The 19,659-nt window shown below is 57.4% G+C and carries 18 protein-coding genes; 9 read left to right on the top strand and 9 right to left on the bottom strand.

Going from position 1 to position 19,659, the window contains the following annotated elements:
• Positions 1 to 7: 7 nt before the first annotated feature.
• Complete coding sequence (recQ, locus tag PG871_RS02450) at positions 8 to 2,047, bottom strand: DNA helicase RecQ (protein ID WP_270725614.1); 2,040 nt, start codon at positions 2,045 to 2,047, stop codon at positions 8 to 10.
• A gap of 77 nt (positions 2,048 to 2,124) precedes the next feature.
• Positions 2,125 to 2,406, bottom strand: a complete 282-nt coding sequence (locus PG871_RS02445; protein WP_270725613.1) for a YggT family protein — start codon at positions 2,404 to 2,406, stop codon at positions 2,125 to 2,127.
• A gap of 142 nt (positions 2,407 to 2,548) precedes the next feature.
• On the opposite strand from PG871_RS02445, the gene PG871_RS02440 reads away from it, so the two are divergent.
• The 8 genes from PG871_RS02440 (at position 2,549) to PG871_RS02405 (ending at position 10,013) form a co-directional block, all read left to right on the top strand.
• Positions 2,549 to 3,085, top strand: a complete 537-nt coding sequence (locus PG871_RS02440; RefSeq protein ID WP_270725611.1) for an acyl-CoA thioesterase — start codon at positions 2,549 to 2,551, stop codon at positions 3,083 to 3,085.
• Positions 3,086 to 3,140: 55 nt separating this feature from the next.
• The gene (locus tag PG871_RS02435; RefSeq protein ID WP_270725609.1) at positions 3,141 to 4,493 is read left to right on the top strand and encodes an MFS transporter; all 1,353 of its coding nucleotides are present in this window, start codon (positions 3,141 to 3,143) and stop codon (positions 4,491 to 4,493) included.
• Positions 4,475 to 5,389: a penicillin-insensitive murein endopeptidase gene (gene mepA / locus PG871_RS02430; RefSeq protein ID WP_443020456.1), complete on the top strand. Its 915-nt coding sequence runs from the start codon at positions 4,475 to 4,477 to the stop codon at positions 5,387 to 5,389. Before PG871_RS02435 ends, mepA begins: the two co-directional genes overlap by 19 nt.
• Complete coding sequence (locus PG871_RS02425) at positions 5,362 to 6,276, top strand: esterase-like activity of phytase family protein (RefSeq protein ID WP_270725607.1); 915 nt, start codon at positions 5,362 to 5,364, stop codon at positions 6,274 to 6,276. The genes mepA and PG871_RS02425 overlap by 28 nt, the downstream gene beginning before the upstream one ends.
• Positions 6,277 to 6,365: 89 nt before the next feature.
• Positions 6,366 to 6,998, top strand: coding sequence for a queuosine precursor transporter (locus PG871_RS02420; protein ID WP_270725605.1), 633 nt, complete (start codon positions 6,366 to 6,368; stop codon positions 6,996 to 6,998).
• Between the two features lie 311 nt (positions 6,999 to 7,309).
• Complete coding sequence (gene arfB / locus PG871_RS02415) at positions 7,310 to 7,732, top strand: alternative ribosome rescue aminoacyl-tRNA hydrolase ArfB (protein ID WP_270728679.1); 423 nt, start codon at positions 7,310 to 7,312, stop codon at positions 7,730 to 7,732.
• A 107-nt stretch (positions 7,733 to 7,839) separates the two neighbouring features.
• Entirely contained in the window at positions 7,840 to 9,060 is a 1,221-nt protein-coding gene (locus PG871_RS02410; protein ID WP_270725603.1) for an aspartate aminotransferase family protein, read from the top strand.
• Complete coding sequence (locus tag PG871_RS02405; protein WP_270725602.1) at positions 9,057 to 10,013, top strand: phosphotransferase enzyme family protein; 957 nt, start codon at positions 9,057 to 9,059, stop codon at positions 10,011 to 10,013. Before PG871_RS02410 ends, PG871_RS02405 begins: the two co-directional genes overlap by 4 nt.
• Here the strand turns inward: PG871_RS02405 and PG871_RS02400 are convergent.
• Positions 10,010 to 10,468 (bottom strand): winged helix-turn-helix transcriptional regulator, encoded by a 459-nt coding sequence (locus tag PG871_RS02400; RefSeq protein ID WP_241488908.1) that lies wholly within the window; start codon positions 10,466 to 10,468, stop codon positions 10,010 to 10,012. The two genes, PG871_RS02405 and PG871_RS02400, sit on opposite strands and share 4 nt — an antisense overlap.
• Before the next feature lie 71 nt (positions 10,469 to 10,539).
• On the opposite strand from PG871_RS02400, the gene PG871_RS02395 reads away from it, so the two are divergent.
• Positions 10,540 to 11,433 carry an alpha/beta hydrolase gene (locus tag PG871_RS02395; protein ID WP_270725597.1) on the top strand — a complete coding sequence of 298 codons (894 nt, stop codon included), beginning with the start codon at positions 10,540 to 10,542 and terminating at the stop codon, positions 11,431 to 11,433.
• 3 nt (positions 11,434 to 11,436) lie between these two features.
• Here PG871_RS02395 and pncB read toward each other — a convergent pair whose 3' ends face one another.
• The 6 genes from pncB to PG871_RS02365 all read right to left on the bottom strand — a co-directional run bounded on the left by pncB (position 11,437) and on the right by PG871_RS02365 (position 19,659).
• On the bottom strand, positions 11,437 to 12,729 hold the full coding sequence (pncB, locus tag PG871_RS02390) for a nicotinate phosphoribosyltransferase (RefSeq protein ID WP_270725594.1): 1,293 nt from the start codon (positions 12,727 to 12,729) through the stop codon (positions 11,437 to 11,439).
• 67 nt (positions 12,730 to 12,796) lie between these two features.
• Positions 12,797 to 15,052: a PAS domain-containing hybrid sensor histidine kinase/response regulator gene (locus tag PG871_RS02385; protein WP_270725593.1), complete on the bottom strand. Its 2,256-nt coding sequence runs from the start codon at positions 15,050 to 15,052 to the stop codon at positions 12,797 to 12,799.
• Positions 15,053 to 15,133: 81 nt separating this feature from the next.
• Complete coding sequence (pncA, locus tag PG871_RS02380; protein WP_270725592.1) at positions 15,134 to 15,730, bottom strand: bifunctional nicotinamidase/pyrazinamidase; 597 nt, start codon at positions 15,728 to 15,730, stop codon at positions 15,134 to 15,136.
• 125 nt (positions 15,731 to 15,855) lie between these two features.
• The gene (locus PG871_RS02375; protein WP_270725590.1) at positions 15,856 to 17,949 is read right to left on the bottom strand and encodes a molybdopterin oxidoreductase family protein; all 2,094 of its coding nucleotides are present in this window, start codon (positions 17,947 to 17,949) and stop codon (positions 15,856 to 15,858) included.
• Between the two features lie 142 nt (positions 17,950 to 18,091).
• Complete coding sequence (locus PG871_RS02370) at positions 18,092 to 18,823, bottom strand: amino acid ABC transporter ATP-binding protein (protein WP_270725588.1); 732 nt, start codon at positions 18,821 to 18,823, stop codon at positions 18,092 to 18,094.
• Positions 18,823 to 19,659, bottom strand: coding sequence for an amino acid ABC transporter permease (locus PG871_RS02365; RefSeq protein ID WP_270725586.1), 837 nt, complete (start codon positions 19,657 to 19,659; stop codon positions 18,823 to 18,825). The genes PG871_RS02370 and PG871_RS02365 overlap by 1 nt, the downstream gene beginning before the upstream one ends.

The following is a 19,659-nucleotide window of genomic DNA, read 5'->3' as shown; positions in this document are numbered from 1 at the left end:
CGTTAACTTAGTCCACATCGCGCAACACATCCAAAAACGCGGTGCCGAAACGCTCTGCGCGTCGATCCCCCAGAAGGCGCGCCATATTGTCCGCATCACGCGGTCGGGCGCTGGCCACTTTGGCCAAAAGCGAGGCAGAACAGCTCATGGGTTTGTCGATGCCTTCCGGCCCGCGCAGAAGTTGGGATTGCGCTTCTAACAGCTGATCATAAAGCGTGGCGTCGCCTCGACCGGCAATTTTGCGGCGACTGGGGTGCATCTCTTGCACGTCACCGTTTATGACCTCAAGAAATGCGTCGCCATATGTCGCAAGCTTCTTAGCGCCAACCCCTCCGATTCGTGCCATTTCGTCAAGGTTGGCAGGACGAGACTCGGCCATTTCAGCCAGGGTCTTGTCATTGAAGATGATATAAGCTGGCACCTTTGCGGCTTCGGCCAGCGCGCGACGTTTGGCCTTCAGGGCCGACATCAATGGCGCATGTTCCTCGCTAACCAACGTTTTGACAGCGGGGCGGCGGCTAGCGGTCTTGATCGTATCGCGGCGCAACCACACCGATTGCTCTCCGCGAAGCACCGGCAGCGCGTCGTCAGTCATCGTCAATGCGCCATGACGTTCTGGATTGGGACGCACCAGATCATGGCCCATCATCTGGCGAAACACCGCCTGCCATTGGCGCTTGTCGTATTCGCGCCCAACGCCATACGTTGGCAACGCATCATGGCCGCGTTCGCGGATGCGATCCGTTTCATTGCCCAGCAAAATGTCGATCAAGTGACCAGATCCGAACCATTCTTCTGTGCGAAGGATCGCAGACAAGGCTTTGCGCACTGCCTCGGTGCCGTCAAACACATCCGCGGGCGTGTCGCACAGATCGCATTTTCCGCAGGTAACATCTGTTTCGCCAAAATAGGCCAACAGGTTTTGCCGCCGGCATTCCAACGCTTCGGCCAGCCCCAAAAGCGCGTTGAGGCGCGCATGATCGGCGGCGCGGCGTTCTGGTGGAGCGAGGCCTTCGTCAATTTGTGACCGACGCAAGCGGATGTCATCAGGCCCAAACAATGTCAGGGTCTCCGCTGGCGCGCCGTCACGGCCCGCGCGGCCGATTTCCTGATAGTACGCCTCAATAGATTTCGGCAGATCCGCGTGCGCGACCCAACGAATGTCGGGCTTGTCGACGCCCATACCAAACGCCACGGTGGCAACCACAATCAGCCCGTCTTCTCGCTGAAAGCTGGCTTCGGTATCCCGCCTTTCGGCAGGGTCCATACCGCCGTGATAGTGCAGCGCAGAATGCCCATCCTCACGCAGCGCCTTGGCCAGCGTTTCGGTCTTGGCTCGCGTGCCGCAATACACGATCCCGGATTGACCCTTGCGCGCCGCCGCAAATTGCAAAATTTGGCGTCGTGGATTGTCCTTGGAGGCAAAAGCCAAATGAATGTTCGGCCGGTCAAACCCATGCAAAAAGGTTTGCGGAGCCAGCCCGCCAAACAGCCGTTGAACAATTTCGGCACGGGTTTCGGCGTCTGCCGTGGCGGTGAATGCGGCAATCGGCACATCAAGCGCGCGCTGCAACTCTCCAATGCGCAAATAGTCTGGTCGGAAGTCGTGCCCCCATTGGCTGACGCAGTGGGCTTCGTCCACCGCGATCAGCGACACGTTGATGTCGCGCAACATGCCCATCGCTGCGTGGGATCCAAGCCGTTCCGGAGCGATATAAAGCAGCTTTAGACGACCCGCCCCTAGCGCATCCCAAACCTGTGCCGTCTCTTCATCGGTGTTGCCGGAAGTCAGCGCACCAGCTTCGACGCCAGACTCGCGCAAAGCGCGCACTTGGTCACGCATCAGGGCAATCAAAGGCGAAATCACAACGGTCACGCCTTCGCGCAACAGGGCAGGCAATTGGAAACACAGTGATTTGCCCCCGCCGGTGGGCATGATCGCCAAAACATTGTCGCCGCGCGTCACCGCGTCAACGATTTCTTCCTGGCCAGGGCGGAAGTTTTCAAAACCGAATACGTCGCTCAAAACCGTGGCAGCGGCTGGCATGTGGGACCTGTTTCTTGGGGCAGTCTGCTCTTTGGCAGACTGTCCCACAGCCACCCGTCAGGGGCAAGAGGCCAAGATCAGAACAACAGCTCCGGCAAAATAAAGTCACGCAGTGAAATGATGATGATGAACACCACCAAAGGTGCGAGGTCCAATGGGCGCGTGTCGGGCAAGAAGCGGCGAACAGGCTCATATATCGGCTCGAGCAACCGATTCAATCCCATCCAGATTTGGCCAACGATCGGCTGACGCAGATTGAGCACCTGAAAGTTTATCAGCCAGCTCATGATGATGTGCGCGATCATGATAAAGAATGCGACGTCTAAAATGAGCTTTAACGGGCCGTAGATTGCCATCATCGCCAAGGATCCTTTTCGTTGGTTTCGGCCAACAACTAAGCACCAAGGCCCTGAATCACAAGGCCAAGGCGGGAACAGGGTTGACGATCCCTTGCAAGAGTCGTTGAACGCGCACATCGCGCCCCATTTGAGGATATGACCGATGTACCCCATCACGCGTATGATCAAGGAACTGGTGAAGTACCGAAACGCAGCCCCGCTGCCTCTGACGGGAACCCACGTATCCGAGCACCGCTGCTGGCCGTCTGACATCGACCTGTGGATGGAGCTCAACAACGGGCGCACGCTAACGCTGTTTGATCTGGGTCGTATTCCCCTGGCGCGGCGCAACGGCTTAATCAACACACTGCGCGAGAATCGATGGGGCATGACAATGGCGGGGGCATCGGTGCAATATCGCCGTCGCATCCGCACGTTTGAGAAAATCACGATGTACAGCCGCGCGGTCTATTGGGACGACCGGTTTGTCTATCTCGAACAATCCATGTGGAAGCAGGACGGAGACTGCGCAAACCAAGCGTTATACCGTGCAGCCATCACCGGCCGAGACGGCATTGTGTCGCCGCAAACCGTGATGGCGGCCATGTCCCAAAACGAACCCCGACCTGATGCGCCGGAATGGGTGAAGAACTGGATCGACGCTGACGCGACGCGACCCTGGCCGCCGCAGAAGGATTAACTTGCTATTAATCCGGCCCCCTGTCTAAGTAAGGAAAAACAGACCGGGGATGGGGATGTCTGAGGTTTCCGCGCGCAAGCGCATTTGGGGATGGTTCTTTTTTGATTGGGCCAGTCAACCGTACAACACGCTTTTGATCACATTCATCTTTGCGCCCTACATCAAGGATTTGATTGGGGACGGGGCTGAAGCGCAAGCTGCATGGGGTTTTGGCATTGCCGCTGCCGGTGTGATCATTGCGATCATGGCGCCGGTTTTGGGCGCAATGGCAGATACATTTGGCAACCGTCTGCGCTGGATCTGGCTGTTTTCACTGATGTATGTCGTGGGATCTTTCGGTCTGTGGTGGGCCGCGCCGGACAATTTCGATTTGATATGGACGCTGACGCTCTTTGCAATCGGGATGATCGGCATGGAGTTTGCGACGATATTCACCAATTCAATGTTGCCTGATCTTGGCACCAAAGAAGAGATCGGACGCATTTCCGGAAATGGCTGGGCGTTTGGCTATGTTGGGGGATTAGTCACACTGGTTGTGATGCTGACACTTTTTGCGGAAAACTCAGAGACTGGAAAAACGTTGATCGGCATCGATCCGCTCTTTGGGCTGGACGCCGCTCAACGTGAGGGGACGCGCTCTGTCGGGCCGCTGACGGCAATATGGTATGCTGTGTTTATGATCCCGTTCTTCTTGTGGGTGCGTGACCCCAAGAGCGCCAAGCCGCCCAAAGGGGCCACCAAAAAGGCGCTGAACGACGTCGTGGGCACCATTCGCAACCTGCCGCAAACGCCGTCCCTTCTGGCCTATCTGGGCAGCTCGATGTTTTATCGCGACGCGCTCAATGGCATGTACACCTTTGGCGGGATTTACGCTGCTGGCGTGCTGGAGTGGTCGGTAATCGACGTGGGGATCTTTGGCATTCTGGCAATCATCGCAGGCGCGGTGTTTGCATGGATCGGCGGTCGAGCCGACACGAGGTTTGGCCCCAAACCGGTGATCAAAGTCTGCATCTGGGTGCTGTGCGGTGTGGCAATTGCCATTGTGTTCATCTCCCGCGAAAGCGTGTTTGGCATAGCCGTGAGCCCCGAGTCTGCCTTGCCAGATCAAGCCTTTTACGTGATGGGAGTGCTGATCGGTGCCGCCGGTGGCGTGATCCAAGCAGCAAGTCGGTCGATGATGGTGCGTCAGGCCATACCGGAGCGCACGGCCGAATCGTTTGGCTTGTATGCGCTGGCCGGCAAAGCCACATCATTTATTGCACCGTTCCTGATTGGGGTTATGACCGCGATTTCCGGCAGTCAACAAATCGGGGTGACACCGCTGATCGCCCTTTTCCTGTTGGGCCTGATCCTGCTACGCTGGGTCAACCCTGCAGGAGATCACGCAAAATGGGACACCGCTTCCTGATCCTTCCCCTGCTGGTGGCGCTGGCCGCCTGCAAAACGCAAACTGTGGATAGCCCGGCGGTGTCGACCCGCCAGGCGGTACCCGTGGCGATGCAAGGTGTTGAAGCTAAGCAGCTTTTTGGTACGAAACCGGACGGAAGCGCGCAAACCCCTGCGCCGTTTGGCAGTTATTCAAAGGGCTGTGTCGCGGGCGGCGAACAGCTGGCAGAGACGGGGCCAACGTGGCAAGCCATGCGTTTGTCGCGCAACCGCAACTGGGGACACCCTGAAACCATTTCCTATATCAAAGACCTGTCGGCAAAGGCAGCTCAACAGCCCGGCTGGCAGGGGCTCTATATCGGCGACATCAGCCAACCACGCGGCGGACCGATGTTGTCTGGGCACCGCAGCCATCAAATGGGTCTCGATGTCGATATATGGATGTTGCCCCCGAGCCGGTTGACGCTGAGCGCTGCTGAGCGGGAGAGTATTTCGTCGATTTCCATGCGGCGGGAACGCGGGGCATTTGTGAATAGCAGCTGGACGAAACAGCATCACGAAGTGCTGAAAGCCGCTGCTAGCGACCCACGTGTGGCACGGATTTTTGTATTTCCCGGCGCTAAGGTCCAGATGTGCAACGAAGAAAAAGGCGACCGCAAGTGGCTTCGCAAAATTCGACCTTGGTGGGGGCACCATTATCATTTCCATGTGCGGCTTGCCTGTCCCAAGGGCGCGCAAGGCTGTGTGAACCAAGACTCGCCACCGGCCGGAGATGGATGTAAGGACGCGGAAAAATGGGTGCAGGATATTCTGTTTCCGCCTCCGCCTGATCCGAATGCTCCCAAGCCCAAACCTCGTCGCGAACTAACAATGATGGACCTGCCTGGCCAATGCGTCGACGTTTTGCAATCGCCCTGACCACCACGCTCCTTTTGTGCCTTGGCCTACTGACGTCGCCGTTGATTCATGCCGGAACCGAGCGGCAAAAAGCCCGTTTTGTCGGAGCCTATCACTGGCATCTGACTGAAACGTGGTTTGGCGGAGTTTCCGCGATTGATTTGTCTGAGGATGGGAACAAAATGCTGGTCGTGACGGATCGCGGCTATTTTATTGAGGCGGCTCTGAAGCGTGAGGCAGGGGTGATTGTTGGCGTTGAGGTCTTGCGGAAAAGCCGCGTTTTGCGCCCCGGGGGGCATTTTGCCAAACGCACGGGTTGGCGCGATTCCGAGGGACTGGCGCGATTGTCGGATGGTAGTCTTGTCGTTTCTTTCGAAGGTGAGCACAGGTTGGAGCGGTTTGCCAAGCCGGGCGATTTGCCGATTCAAATGCCCTGGCACACTGACTTTGACGCCTTGCCGCTAAACGGTGGTTTTGAGGCTTTGGCTGTGGACGGTCGCGACACTATTTATGTGATGCCGGAAGTCGCCATTGGACCGAATACCAAAATTCAGGTTTTTCAATTGAAACACGGTAAATGGTCGACGGCCTTTACCTTGCCCCGCGATAAACAGTTTCAGCCTGTGGGCGCGGATTTCGGGCCCGACAATCGCCTTTATGTGTTGGAGCGCGGCTTTAACGGTTTCGGATTTCGCACTCGTGTGCGTAGTTTTGACGTAGCCAGCGGCGTCGCCGAAGACGAAAAAATCATCTTTTCCATGGCGATAGGCAAACACGATAACCTGGAGGGGATCAGCGTTTGGCGCGATGACGCGGGAGACATTCGCGTAACGGCAATTTCCGACGACAACTTCCGATTTCTTCAACGAACCGAGATAGTCGAATATACTCTTCCAGTTTCTCCTTGATCCTTTGAGGACACAGGAGTAAACGCCGTCCGTCCCGCGACGAACGCGGGGCCAAGTCGCCGCTACCTTGTCAAAACGGGCTATTAGACATGAAAACAATCCACCTTCCCGGCATTATTGCCATGGCCACCGTCGTTGTGGCTTCCAACATCCTTGTTCAGTTCCTGTTGCTTGACGGCCTGCTGACATGGGGTGCTTTCACCTATCCTCTCGCCTTTCTGATCAATGATGTGATGAACCGCGTTTACGGCACGTCCGCTGCACGCCGTGTTGTGCTTGTCGGCTTTGTTGTCGGCATCATCTGTTCACTGATCGGCAGCCAGATCATTCTCGAATTCGGCCCTGCCGTGTCGCTTCGCGTGGCCGTAGGATCAGGTACCGCATTTTTGGTTGCGCATCTGTTGGATATCTCCATTTTTGACCGCTTTCGGGATGGAAAGTGGTGGCGCGCACCGTTGGCTTCGACACTGGTGGGCTCAACGGTCGACACAGCACTGTTCTTCACGATCGCCTTTTCCCAATCCGTCTCTGTTTTTGGCGCGGATGCGGATGCTGCGATTTCCTGGGCCTGGGACGTAGCACCCTTTATGACCTTCGGCGCCGAGGCACCACTTTGGGTGACGCTCGCCGTGGCCGACTGGATGGTAAAACTTTTGCTCGCTTTGCTTGCACTTGTGCCTTTCCGCATCATCGTGGGGTCTTTGACTGCTCGCACCACATGATTTTGTTTGACATATCCACATCCTGTGGCAGGCTGAGGATAGCGAAACAATCGAAAGGAGGTGCCCATTGTCTAGAGAAGCTATGGAGAACGTTGTCGGAACAGTTCGGAGGGAGACCAGCTGAGGCAGCCCTTGGCTGATTTTTATTCCGAATTGGTGCTGTCCTAACCGCTGCACCTCCAATCATCTCGAAGGGCTGTCTTCTACGCGGAAGGCAGCCCTTTTCAATTGCAGTCAGGCCGCAAAAAGCGTTGTCTGCAATGCGTCTGTATTACGTCGGCAATGCGTCGGCGCTGGAAACACAAGAAACCATGCTGGTTGTTGCCGAAGAAATCATCATTCAGGACTGGGAGCTCACGGAGCAATTCGTGCGCGCCAGTGGTCCGGGCGGGCAAAACGTCAACAAAGTCTCGACCGCCGTCGAGTTGCGGTTTGAGGCAGAACGTTCTCCGTCAATCCCACCGCAAGTGAAATCACGTCTCAAAAGGCTGGCCGGACGACGCTGGACCAAAGACGGCGCGCTGATCATTCAATGTGACGAGACCCGCAGCCAAGCCCGAAACCGTGACATCGCGCGGGACCGGTTGGTGGAATTGATCCGCAAAGCCATGGTCGCCCCCAAACGGCGGATCAAGACCAAGCCGACCTATGGCAGCCAGCAGCGCCGCTTGAAGGCCAAGAAAGTGCGTGGCGAAGTTAAGTCAATGCGCGGCAAGATCAGCGGCGAGGATTGACAGGGCTTGCATCACCCCTGACGCAGGCGCAGAACTTGGCCTGCAAATAGGGGGGTGTTCAAGTGAACGATCTGCAGGCACGGCGCGCACGGCTATTGGGGCCGCATATGACAACCTTTTATCGCCAGCCTGTGCATGTCGCACGGGGCGAAGGGGTATGGTTGTGGGACACAGACGGCCGGCGATATCTGGACTGTTACAACAATGTGCCGCACGTCGGCCATTGCCACCCGCGCGTGGTGGAGGCAATCGCCGGACAGGCCGCAACGCTGAACACCCACACCCGCTATGTGCACGATGCGATCCTGGATTATGGCGAAGCGCTGACCGCAAAATTTGACCATGACCTAGACAGCATGGTGATGGTCTGTTCGGGATCGGAAGCCAACGATGTGGCGCTTCGCATGGCGCAAGCCGTAACCGGCAAGACCGGCATTATCGGCACCGACAATACCTATCATGGTAACACAACGGCCGTGAGCCAGCTGAACTCCTCCAAAACTCCGATTGGCGGCTACCTTGACCACGTGCGGCAAGTGCCTGCACCGGACAACATGCAGCCCGTCGGCGGCTCATGCGCGGGTCAGGTCGAAGCCTTCGCCAAAGGGGTGGAACAGGCGATTGCCGAGCTTGAGGCCTCAGGCCACGGGGTGTCCACACTGATTGTCTGTCCGTATTTTGCAAACGAGGGTTTCCCGACGCTGGAGCGTGGCTTTCTGGATCGCGCCATCGCTGCCGTGCGCAAGGCGGGCGGTTTGATTATTGCGGATGAGGTCCAGCCGGGCTTTGGGCGCATTGGCAGCCATTGGTGGGGGCATGAAAAGCTCGGATTTGCGCCAGATATCGTCACGCTGGGCAAACCGATGGGCAACGGGCATCCCGTTGCGGCAGTGGTGACGCGGCCAGACATCCTGACGGCGTTTCAGGAACAGTTCAAATACTTCAACACCTTTGGCGGCAATCCCGTAAGTGCAGCCGCCGCAATGGCGGTCCTGCAGGTCATTGAGGATGAGAATCTGGTGCAGAACGCGGCCGACGTCGGCGCCTATGCGGTGGATCTGTTGCGGCAGGTGCAAGTGCAGCACGACGTGATTGCCGATGTGCGTGGGTCGGGTTTGTTTTTTGGCGCCGAGCTTTGGCAAGACGGTGCGCCCGCGACAGAGCTGTGTGCCGAGATGGTGGATGCCATGCGCGAGCGCGGTGTCTTGTTGCATTCCGTGGGGCGACACGAGAACACACTGAAAGTGCGTCCGCCTTGTGTCTTTAGCCGTGCCAATGCAGATCAGTTGGCCGAGACACTGGATGCCGCCATGAGGGCTGTGACGTGAACGATCAGGACGCGTTGAGCGCGGCGCAAGAGGCCTTGAAGGCGTGGGGCGTGACCGCCCAGCCGCGACTGGTCAAAAACCGTGAGAACATCGTGTTTGAGGCGATGGGTCCTGAAGGCGGTCGTGCAGCACTTCGGCTGCACAGGCCCGGGTATCAAAGCGATAACGCGATCCGGTCTGAGCTGTGGTGGTCAGAAGCGTTGGTAGCAGCCGGAATGGTTGTGCCACAGGCCATTCGCACGACGGCCGGCGATGTTTTGGCGATCGGCGGCGCGCGCGTGGCGTCGTTGCTGACTTGGTTGGAAGGTGCGCCTTTGGGCGAAGGGGACGTGCCATTGGCGATGGACCCGGGCCGGCAAGAAACACTGCATGAAGCTTTGGGAGCGGAACTCGCGCGGCTGCATGTTGCCAGTGATGCGATGAACAAACCGGAAGATTTCACGCGTAGCGTTCTGGATGCGGATGCGTTGTTGGGGGAGACACCAAGTTGGGGACGTTTTTGGGAAAACCCAAGCCTGAAAGCGGAAGAAGCCAAACTGTTGCTGTCGGCCCGAATGGCTCTGCACGAGGTGATCGGCAACCGTACCCACGAGGGTGATTTTGGCCTGATCCACGGCGACGCGCTGCGCGAAAACGTGTTGGTGGATGGTGATGCTGTGCGGTTAATCGATTTTGACGACGGCGTGTTCGGGTTTCGCATGTATGAACTGGGCGTAGCGATGTCGCAAAACTGGGACCAGCCCAACCGCGAAGACCTGGCAGCGGCGTTGCTGCACGGCTATGGCACGGTGCGGCCGTTGCCCTCGGGTGCGGCGGCCTTGCTTGACGCGTTTACTCTGATGCGGGGGCTGGCGTCCTGTGGTTGGGTAATCGGTCGGTACACCGACGACCATCCTGCCGTGCGGCAGTACGCGGAACGGGCGATAGAAATGGCGCGCCGTTGGTTAGCCTAGTCGTTTTCTTCGACCCAGATTGTTTTTGATGTGATTTCGGTGCCCGTGTTGGCGTCGATGACTTTTGGCGCGATAGGTTCGCGCGTGTCGCGCATCAGCGTTTTGTAGGGCGATGGCTTGTTCACCGCGAGATGATCATTGGCCCAGCCGATCATGACCTGCATCACCGGAATGAAATCTTTGGCAGCTTGAGTGGGCACGTACTCGTGGCGCACCGGTCGCTCCTGATAGGGACGGCGGTCCAGAAGGCCAGCAGTTTCGAGTTTTTTCAAGCGCTCTGCAAGCACGTGGCGCGTGATGCCCAGGCGACGTTGAATGTCGTCAAAACGGCGAAAGCCGAACAGGCAATCCCGCAGGATCAATAGGGTCCATCGATCGCCGATCACCGACATGGCACGGGCGACGGGGCAAGCTTCTTCTGAGAGATCGTTCCATTTCATAGGTGTTCTTAGCATGACTTGACTCAGTTCCAAATAGGAACTTATAGTCAAGTCAGTTCAATTTTGGAACTAACTCGGAGGATGACATGACAAAATCGGCCCGAAAACTGCAGAAATTGACGACATTGGCGGGACTAAGGGTGCAGATGGCAACGTTGTCGCAGGTTGCGCCGACCCGTGCCGCGCGGATTTTGGCCCGGCTGTTTGCCAGTCCGCAGCGTAAAACCCAAAGAGCATCGAAGCGGTTTATCTCGCCTGCTTTTGACGTGCGGTGGCGCGTGTCAGCAGAGGGAGCCGCGTTTCCGGTTTATGTAGGTCGGGTTAATCGAAACGCGCCGACCATTTGTCTTGTGCATGGCCATAGCGGGACGGCGGACCAAATGGCCGGATTTGTCGGGCCGCTGACGGACGCGGGATTTCACGTGCTGTCCTTAGACATGCCGGGACATGGCGCGGCGGAAGACAGCCGTGCCGCCATTCCGGAATTCCTGCGCGCCTTGCAGCAAGTTGAGGCGGAGTTCGGTCCCTTTGCAGGCACCATCGCACACTCTTTGGGTACGGTGGCTGTGGCCGCAGCGGCCTATCGCGGCAGTCCATTGGGACGTTTGGCGCTGATTGCGCCGCCGAATTACGCTGGCGTTTTCCTGACCCAACTGGGGAGAGCGTTGTGGGCCACGGACCAGGTTTTGGGACGCGCACAGGTGATGATCGAAGCGCGTCATGGCGAAACCTTTGAGGACCTGCACGTGGCGGCAATGGCTCCGTTTATGACGGCACCAGTGCTGATCTTTCAGGACCGCGAAGACACGCGTGTGGCCTTGGACAGCGCTGAGCGCATTGCGGAGGCTTGGCCCGGCGCAGAGCTTTGCGTGACCGAAGGATTAGGACACGTGCGGATTTTGCGCGACAACGCGGTGATCTCATCGATCGTCGGATTTGTTACGGACACTCAACATCCGCTCGCCACCGCGGCGGAGTAGATGTCACACGATCACGTCCATCTTTTCCTGTTGTCCGACGCCAAACACACGTTTGTAGCGCTCGATTTCGGAGGCCGGACCCATGGCTTTGTTCGGGTTGTCCGACAGCTTGACCGTAGGTTTGCCATTGGCGCTCACGGCCTTGCAGACCATCGAGAACGGCGCGAGGCCGTCATCCGGCGTTAGGCCGCGGAAATCATTGGTCAGCAAAGTGCCCCACCCAAACGAGATACGCGCGCGACCCGCAAATTGCGTGTGCAATTCAGCGATTTTATCGGTGTCCAGACCGTCCGAGAAAATGATGAGCTTTTTGGTTGGGTCTTCGCCACGGTCTTTCCACCAGCGAATGGCCGTTTCGGCGCCGCCTGCCGGGTCACCGCTGTCGATGCGGATACCAGTCCAGCCTGCCAGCCAGTCCGGCGCGCCGTCCAGAAAGCCTTTGGTGCCGTATGTGTCAGGCAGGATAATACGCAAATTACCTTCGTGCTCTTCGTGCCAGTCGGCCAAAACCTGATAGGGCGCTTGCAACAACGCGTCGTCGTCCTCGGCAAGCGCTGAGAACACCATCGGCAATTCATGCGCGTTGGTGCCAATGGCCTCCAAATCGCGTTTCATCGCGATCAGACAGTTGGAAGTGCCAACAAATTTGTCGCCCAAGCCTTCGACCATCGCCTGCACGCACCAGTCCTGCCAGAGATAGGAGTGGCGGCGGCGGGTACCGAAATCGGCAATGCGCAGATCTGGAAGCTTGTTTAGAACGTCAACTTTTTCCCAAATCTTGGTCATGGCACGGGCATAAAGCACCTGCAGCTCGAACTTACGCATATCGTGCAAAACGGCACGCCCACGCAGCTCCATCAACACGGCAAGCGCCGGAATTTCCCAAAGCATGACCTCGTGCCATTTGCCTTCAAAAGTCAGCTCATACTGACCATCGCGTTTCTCGAGGTGATAGTCCGGCAAACGCATGTTTTCGAACCACTCCATAAAATCGGGGCGAAACATCTGGCGCTTGCCATAAAACGTGTTGCCGCGCAGGAAGGTGCTTTCGCCGCGGGTCAGAGACAGCGACTTGATGTGGTCTAGCTGTTCACGCAATTCGCCCTCGTCAATCAGATCAGCGAGGCGAATGTGTTTGGATCGGTTGATCAGGCTAAAGGTGACGTGGGCGTCAGGGCGATTGCGGAAAATCGACTGACACATCAGCAGCTTATAGAAATCGTTGTCGATCAACGAGCGGACGATCGGGTCGATCTTCCATTTGTGATTCCAGACGCGTGTTGCGATGTCAGACATGTCTCTAAGAGCCTTTAAATCAAAGTTCGCACGTTGATACCCAGTATTGGCAAGCGCTCCAACCCTTTTAGCTGGCTTTGATTTCCGCTGGCTCATCTAAGGAGATCATCGCGTTGGCTCGTGTTAGTTCGTGCAACAATTGGTTGCGCCTGAGCGGCTTGCTGAGGAAACCGTTCATACCTGCGTCCAGACAGGCTTCGCGATCAGAAGCAAAAGCGTTTGCCGTCAGTGCGATGATGATCGGCTGCGGACCTGAGCCCGCGCGAATGTGACGGGTGGCTTCGAGGCCATCCATGACGGGCATGGACATGTCCATCAAAACGATGTCCGGCGCCTCTTTGGTCACGTGATCTACAGCCTCCTGCCCATTGTTGACGGTGGTCAGATCCACGCCTGTGTCCTGCATGAATTTTTCGATCACAAGCTGGTTGGTGCGGTTGTCTTCTGCCAGCAAAATGCGAACGCCTTTGAGGGTCGAAAAATCGGAGGTGCCTGCTGCATCTGTAGCGCTGACAACACCGGAAGATGCGATGCCAAGGCCAATCTTGATGTTGAAAGTCGCTCCCTTTCCGCTTTCGCTGTGCACGGTTATGTCGCCATTCATCAACCGCGCCAGACGGCGGGAAATCGACAAACCAAGACCCGTGCCGCCAAACCGACGCGTATTGGCGGTATCGGCCTGGGCGAACCGTTCAAAGATGTGCTCCAACTGGTCCTGCGGGATGCCGATGCCGGAATCCTGCACCTCGATCGTGAGGCAAAGATCGCTGCCCTCAACGCGTCCGGATACACGCACGGCGACGGACCCGAAATCCGTGAATTTTATTGCGTTTCCGACCACATTAATCAGCACTTGCCGCAACCGACCGTCGTCCCCGACGACCGCGGCCGGCAATTCGGGATCCATGTCCAACGTCAGATCAACGCTCTTGGCCTTGGCCTGTGGCCGCATCAGGTTCATCACCTCAGCCAGACATGTCTGCAGCGCAAACGTAGTGGGCTTGATCGTCAAATGACCGTCGTTGAGTTTTGAAAAATCCAGAATGTCATTGATGATCGTCAAAAGAGCTTCGCCCGAATTGCGGATCGTGTCGGCATAAAGTCGATCATTTGGCGACAACGCGGATTTGGTCAGCAGTTCGGACATGCCAATAATGCCATTCATGGGCGTGCGGATTTCGTGGCTCATGGTGGCCAAAAAAGAGGACTTGGCGTGTTCGCCTTGCTCGGCTAGCAGGCGAGCCTCTTCCAGTTCGATTTCACGATGAATTGTGTCCGTCATGTCCCGGTCGATGATGAACATCAGCTCCAGGTCTCCACTTTCGTCGAAAACGGGTCCGTAGCTGGTTTCAAGCCATTTTTCCGACCCGTCTTGGGCGATAAAGCTGTTCACAATTTGACCAATGGCACCTTCGGAAATGGCTTGATTGAGGATCTGTGTCGACTCACTTTCGGCGCCGGACTTTCCGAAGAGCTCGCTTGAGTTGCGCCCAAGGGCTTCGGATATGGAATAGCCGGTCAGCTTCGTGAAGGCCTCATTGGCCCAAACCACCCTGCCCTCGGTGTCGACCAGGCAAATCGCGTCAAACGCCCGTTGCGCCACAAGTGCCAGCCGTCGAGTTTCTTGTTGTTTGGCGAAAAGCGACTCATTTGCTTTCGCAAGGGCAAGGCTTTGCACCAACACGCGGCGTTGTCTGGTATCCTCTTTGCCGCGCTCTCGTTTGACGTGAGCCACAAACGGCAAAATGAGATAGCACAGCATCACCGCGCCAAAATAATTGAGATACATATAGTCCGGGAAATCGGCGTAGCGAACGTATTCCAGAAAGGTCAGGACGCAGATGGCCAAAGCAAAAATCGACATGCGCATAATGGCAATCGCACGATTGAGCGACATCGCAGCTACTGCGTTCACAGTACTGCCACCGATCAAGGACAAACATAAGATAACGGCAGATTCTCGTGGGACGTTTTTCCACGTAATGTAGACGAAGATAACGAGGCAAAGCGTCTGAATAATGGAGGCGTAGAACGCCAGATCGGTCGCGCGCTGCACGGACATACCGCCTTTGATCAGGCGTGGCACCTTTCTGAGAAACAGGCTTTCTATTCCGTCACCCGCTGCGTAGATCAGCAACGCATACAGACCAACAATGGGATCAACAAAAACGGCCAGCATCACCGCGCCAATCGCGAGCAGGGCCGCCCGCGCATAAAAGCGTTTCAGCCTTTCGCCTCGAAAGCGCATCAGCTTGCCTTCCGGCGTGTGACGGAAGTCAAATTCTGAGAGTGCCTGTTCCAGGTCCTGAATTGCGGAAGCCATTGGCGGGAGATCTCCGAAGGTGTTTCTTACTCAATGCCAAAAAAGACTTAAAAAACCGCCAATGCGTTAATGTGATTGTATTCAGGACAGTGCGACGCCGGCGGCACGCATGCCGTCTCGTGCGGCGGCAAGTGAACCCTCCAGATCAATGGCGCGGCAGAGGGTCTCAATCACGGTCACGTCAAAACCAAGTTTTGCTGCGTCAACTGCCGAGAAATTCACGCAGAAATCCGTGGCCAGACCCACCAATGTCAAGCCGGTCACACCACGGGTGCGCAGGTAGCCTTCGAGCCCTGTTGGGGTGGTTTGATCATTCTCAAAGAAGGCAGAATAGCTGTCGATGGCCGGATTCATGCCCTTGCGGATCACCATATCTGGTCGGGTCACGTTGAGGTTTTGGTGAAAGGCCGCGCCGGTGCTGCCCTGTACACAGTGATCGGGCCACAAAACCTGCGGTCCATAAGGCATATCGATCATGTCATAGGGGGCTTTGCCGCCGTGGCTGGTGGCAAAGGAAGAGTGGCCGGCGGGGTGCCAGTCCTGCGTAAGAACCACCACATCAAAGTCCGCCATTAACGCATTGATGCCGGGCACGATCAGGTCGCCTTGGGGCACCGCAAGCGCGCCGCCGGGGCAGAAATCATTTTGGACGTCGATGACGATCAGGGCGTTGGACATGAGGCACTCCTTGGACTTTGCGCGACAGATAGCAGTGCCACGCAAGCCCGTAAATGCAGGTCTGTATCGCGTCGGTATTGCGACGGTATCGCGGCGGTGCCGATTCCGGCACCGCCATGAGGCCCCTAGCTGACGAGACGCACCGCCACCGGCACGCCGTTGAAGGCAGCGTTGCCGCTGACGGGATCAATCCGGCTGTCGTCTGTCAGATCGTTGATCGACACGGTTTGCGTCTTGGTGGCCGCGTTGATGTTGCCATGACGCTGCCCCCAACCTTGTGGAATAGACACCACGCCGGGCGCCATGTCTTCGGTCACTTCGACAGGCATGGTGACCTCACCAACGCGACTTTGAACCACCACATCAGCGGCGTCCGTAAGCCCCAGACGCGCGGCGTCAGTCGGGTGGATTTGAACCGTGCAGCGATTGCGGCCTTTGACAAGGCGTGGGCTGTTTTGGGTCCAGCTGTTGTGGCTGCGCACCTGACGGCGGCCGATCATCACCATCGGGAAGTCTTCTGAAGTTGGCGTTGCGAAATCAGCAAGGCGTGGCAGGTCGTCAAGGAAGACCTGCGGGGCGAGATGGATTTTGCCATCAGGGGTTTCAAGCCGGTCAGTGACGTTCGGCACCAGAGGGCCAAGGTCGATGGAGCCGCCCGCATTCAGCATGGCATCCACGGTCACGGTTTCGGCGTGGTGGCCTTGGGGCAGCATCATACCCAAAACCTGTTCCGGCGAGGGGCCGATCTTGTTGGCGCCGGTCAGCTTGGCGGCCAAAGTCGCGATGACCTCCCACTCCTGCGGATTGCCATTTGGTGTTTCGTAGATCGGCCGCGCATAAGCGGCAGTGTTGTGCACAGCGAAGCTGTGGAAGACCATGTCGTAGACCACCTCTTCGAGCGCAACGGTGGCGGGCAGGATCAGATCGGCATGGCGCGTGGTGTCGTTGATGTGGATGTCGATCGACATCATGAAGTCGAGCTTCTGCATCGCGCGGTCGATGCGTTGGCCATTGGGCGCGGTCAGTACAGGGTTACCAGCGACTGTGACCATGGCGCGAATTTGACCCTCGCCTACGGTTTCTATTTCTTCGGCCATGACCGAGATCGGGAACTCGCCGTTGTAAAGCGGCTGGCCGGATACACGAGAGCGCTTTTCAGGGTAGCTGCGGTTTTTGCCTTTGCGGGAGGTCATGCCGACGTAATCGAGCGCGGGCGTGGTGAACATCGCGCCGCCCTCGGCGTCAAAATTTCCGGTGATGATGTTGAGCGCGTTGGTGGCCCATTGGCAAAGCGAGCCAAAGGCCTGCGTGCTGGCCCCCATGCGGGAGTAAATCGCACCAGTGTTAGACGTCGCGAAATCGCGTGCAAGGCCACGGATCGTGTCCGCATCAATGCCGGTCATTTCGGCGGCTTTGTCGGCAGTAAATGGCGCCACGGCATCGCGCAGAGTGTCGAGACCGGTCACCACGCCGGCAAGCGTGTCGAGCGTGACAAGATCGGCGGCGAAAATCTCGTTAATCATCGCCATCAACAAATAGGCGTCAGTCTCGGGTTTGATGAAATGATGCTCGCTCGCTTTGACGGCGGTTTCAGTCCGGCGCGGATCGATCACGATGACACGGCCACCACGGGCCTTGAGTTCATCCATACGTTTACCAAAGCCCGGCGCGGTCATCATGGAGCCATTGGACACCAGAGGATTGCCGCCAACGATCATCAGAAATTCGGTGCGGGCAATATCCGCAACCGGGATCAACATCGGGTGGCCAAGCATATGGATCGAGGCGACGTGGTGCGGAATCTGGTCGGCGGTGGCGGAGGAATAGCGGTTCTGTGTGCCCAGCGCGCGCACCAATGTTGGAAGGTTCAGCAGATTGCCAAATTTGTGCGCGTTGGGATTGCCGAGGTAGACGCCGACCGCGTCCTTTCCGTGCGCCTCTTGCACCAGCTGCAGACGGTCGACGGCGAACTCGTAAGCTTCTTCCCAGCTGATTGGCTGAAACTCTCCGTCGACTTTCTTCAGCGGGGTTGTAATGCGGTCAGGATCCGTGCGGAAATCCTGAAGGCCAGTCGCCTTTGGACAGATGTGACCGCGCGACAACGGGTCAGCCGGATCGGCCTTGATGGACAAAACGTCGGTGTCATCATGGGTGATGACAAGCCCGCACATGGCTTCGCAAATGTTGCAGGTACGATAATGGGTTTTTGCGGTGCTCACGGGTGGCCTCCTCTGGCGGGCGCCGCCGACATGTTAGGCGGGCCGCTGGCTAGATTTGGCGTGAGCTTAGGCGAGGTGATGCGGAATTCGCAGAAAAAATACGCGGGTGCCGGTTTGGCGACACTGCGTCACTTTGGTTAGGCTACTTGATCGCGCGGGCCAGAAAGGCTTGCGTTTCAGGCTGTTGCGGGGTTTCAAACAGTGCCTTTGCCGGACCCTCTTCGATGATTTCGCCGTTGCTAAGAAAGCAGACCTTATCGGCGGCTTCGCGGGCAAATCCCATTTCGTGGGTGGCCAGAACCATGGTCATGCCGCTGTCCTTGAGCAGGCGCAACACATCTAGCACCTCCCCGACAAGCTGTGGATCGAGCGCCGACGTGATCTCGTCAAAGAGCATAACCTCGGGCTTCATCGCGAGGGCACGCACGATGGCGACGCGTTGTTGTTGCCCGCCGGACAGCTGGTCAGGGTAATGGTTCATGTGATCGGCCAGACCAAAGCGGGTGAACAGATCGGTGATCTCCGCTCGCAGGTCATTGCGACTGCGTTTATAGACGCGACGCGGGGCGAGCATGACGTTTTCGGCGGCGGTCATGTGCGGGAACAGGTTGAAACTTTGGAACACCATACCGATGCGGCGGCGCACGGGTTGCGGGTCAAGGCCGGGGATAGAGATGTCGGTGTCATCGAGAAAGATTTCACCGTCCTCGATGTTCTCCAAAAGGTTGATGCAGCGCAGGAGCGTGGATTTGCCACCGCCCGAAGCGCCGATCAGGCAGACCATCTGGCCCTCTTCAACGTCCAGTGAGATGCCATTGCAGACGGTTTTTTCGCCAAAGCGTTTGACCACGTTTTTCAGGGAAAGCTTTGGCATCAGCTGCGCTCGCGGTTTTGTTTGGCCAAGAGGTAGTCGGCATAGCGTGTGGCGGGGATGGTCACGGCGAGAAAGATCAGCGCGGCACCGACGTAGGGCGTGAAGTTGGCCAAAAGCGATTTGAAGACGCCCGCTTGGCGGAAGATCTCGACGGGGCCAATAAAGCTGAGCAGGGCCACGTCTTTTTGCAGGGCAATGAACATGTTCATCTGCGACGGGATCACGCGGCGAATGGCTTGCGGCAGGATCACGAAGCGCATCGAGTCAGTGTCAGAAAGGCCGAGCGATTGCGCGGCGGAGCGTTGGCTGGCGTGCACACTTTCGATGCCAGAACGAAAGATTTCCGCGACATAGGCCGCATAAGTCAGGATCAGCGCAAGTGAGCCCCAGATGTAGGGGGAATTCCACGGCCGTGGCAGACCGAGACCCGGGATGCCAAAGCCGATGAGATAGACGGTTAGCACCACAGGCACGCCACGGAAGATGTCGGTGTAGGCAGCACCAAGAATCCGTAGAGGAAAAAGCGCGGGGCTGCGCACATCACGGGCAAGCGCGACCAGAAGGCCGAGGACGACAATCGCGGGCGCGGACCAAAGAAAGATCATCACGTCGAGTTTGAAAGCCTCGAGCAACTTAGGGAAGGTTTTGACGAAAACCTCCCAGTTGAAAAAGCTGGCTTTGACTTTGTCCCAACCGGGCGACATCGGCACAAGAATGATAACCGCCAAAAACACCGCGAGCGTTGAGCTTGCGGCGATGAGCATGGAACGGCGGCGGAGGCGGTCTTCGTAAAGTTGGCGACGGGTCTTGCCCGCCGCCGAGGGTTTGTCAGTCAT

Source organism: Shimia sp. Alg240-R146 (genome assembly GCF_947331465.1).
In the GTDB taxonomy this organism is placed as follows: Bacteria; Pseudomonadota; Alphaproteobacteria; order Rhodobacterales; family Rhodobacteraceae; genus Shimia.
This window is presented reverse-complemented; position numbering and strand designations above follow the sequence as displayed.

Bases quoted from the DNA above. Each gene is read 5' to 3' on its own strand.
- PG871_RS02370 (WP_270725588.1), bottom strand. From the start codon at position 18,823: ATGCCAAAGCTTTCCCTGAAAAACGTGGTCAAACGCTTTGGCGAAAAA.
- PG871_RS02445 (WP_270725613.1), bottom strand. From the start codon at position 2,406: ATGATGGCAATCTACGGCCCGTTAAAGCTCATTTTAGACGTCGCATTC.
- PG871_RS02410 (WP_270725603.1), top strand. From the start codon at position 7,840: ATGACAACCTTTTATCGCCAGCCTGTGCATGTCGCACGGGGCGAAGGG.
- pncA (WP_270725592.1), bottom strand. From the start codon at position 15,730: ATGTCCAACGCCCTGATCGTCATCGACGTCCAAAATGATTTCTGCCCC.
- PG871_RS02395 (WP_270725597.1), top strand. From the start codon at position 10,540: ATGACAAAATCGGCCCGAAAACTGCAGAAATTGACGACATTGGCGGGA.
- PG871_RS02400 (WP_241488908.1), bottom strand. From the start codon at position 10,468: ATGCTAAGAACACCTATGAAATGGAACGATCTCTCAGAAGAAGCTTGC.
- PG871_RS02420 (WP_270725605.1), top strand. From the start codon at position 6,366: ATGAAAACAATCCACCTTCCCGGCATTATTGCCATGGCCACCGTCGTT.
- PG871_RS02365 (WP_270725586.1), bottom strand. From the start codon at position 19,659: ATGACTGACAAACCCTCGGCGGCGGGCAAGACCCGTCGCCAACTTTAC.
- PG871_RS02425 (WP_270725607.1), top strand. From the start codon at position 5,362: ATGCGTCGACGTTTTGCAATCGCCCTGACCACCACGCTCCTTTTGTGC.
- recQ (WP_270725614.1), bottom strand. From the start codon at position 2,047: ATGCCAGCCGCTGCCACGGTTTTGAGCGACGTATTCGGTTTTGAAAAC.
- PG871_RS02435 (WP_270725609.1), top strand. From the start codon at position 3,141: ATGTCTGAGGTTTCCGCGCGCAAGCGCATTTGGGGATGGTTCTTTTTT.
- PG871_RS02385 (WP_270725593.1), bottom strand. From the start codon at position 15,052: ATGGCTTCCGCAATTCAGGACCTGGAACAGGCACTCTCAGAATTTGAC.
- pncB (WP_270725594.1), bottom strand. From the start codon at position 12,729: ATGTCTGACATCGCAACACGCGTCTGGAATCACAAATGGAAGATCGAC.
- arfB (WP_270728679.1), top strand. From the start codon at position 7,310: ATGCTGGTTGTTGCCGAAGAAATCATCATTCAGGACTGGGAGCTCACG.
- PG871_RS02440 (WP_270725611.1), top strand. From the start codon at position 2,549: ATGTACCCCATCACGCGTATGATCAAGGAACTGGTGAAGTACCGAAAC.
- mepA (WP_443020456.1), top strand. From the start codon at position 4,475: ATGGGACACCGCTTCCTGATCCTTCCCCTGCTGGTGGCGCTGGCCGCC.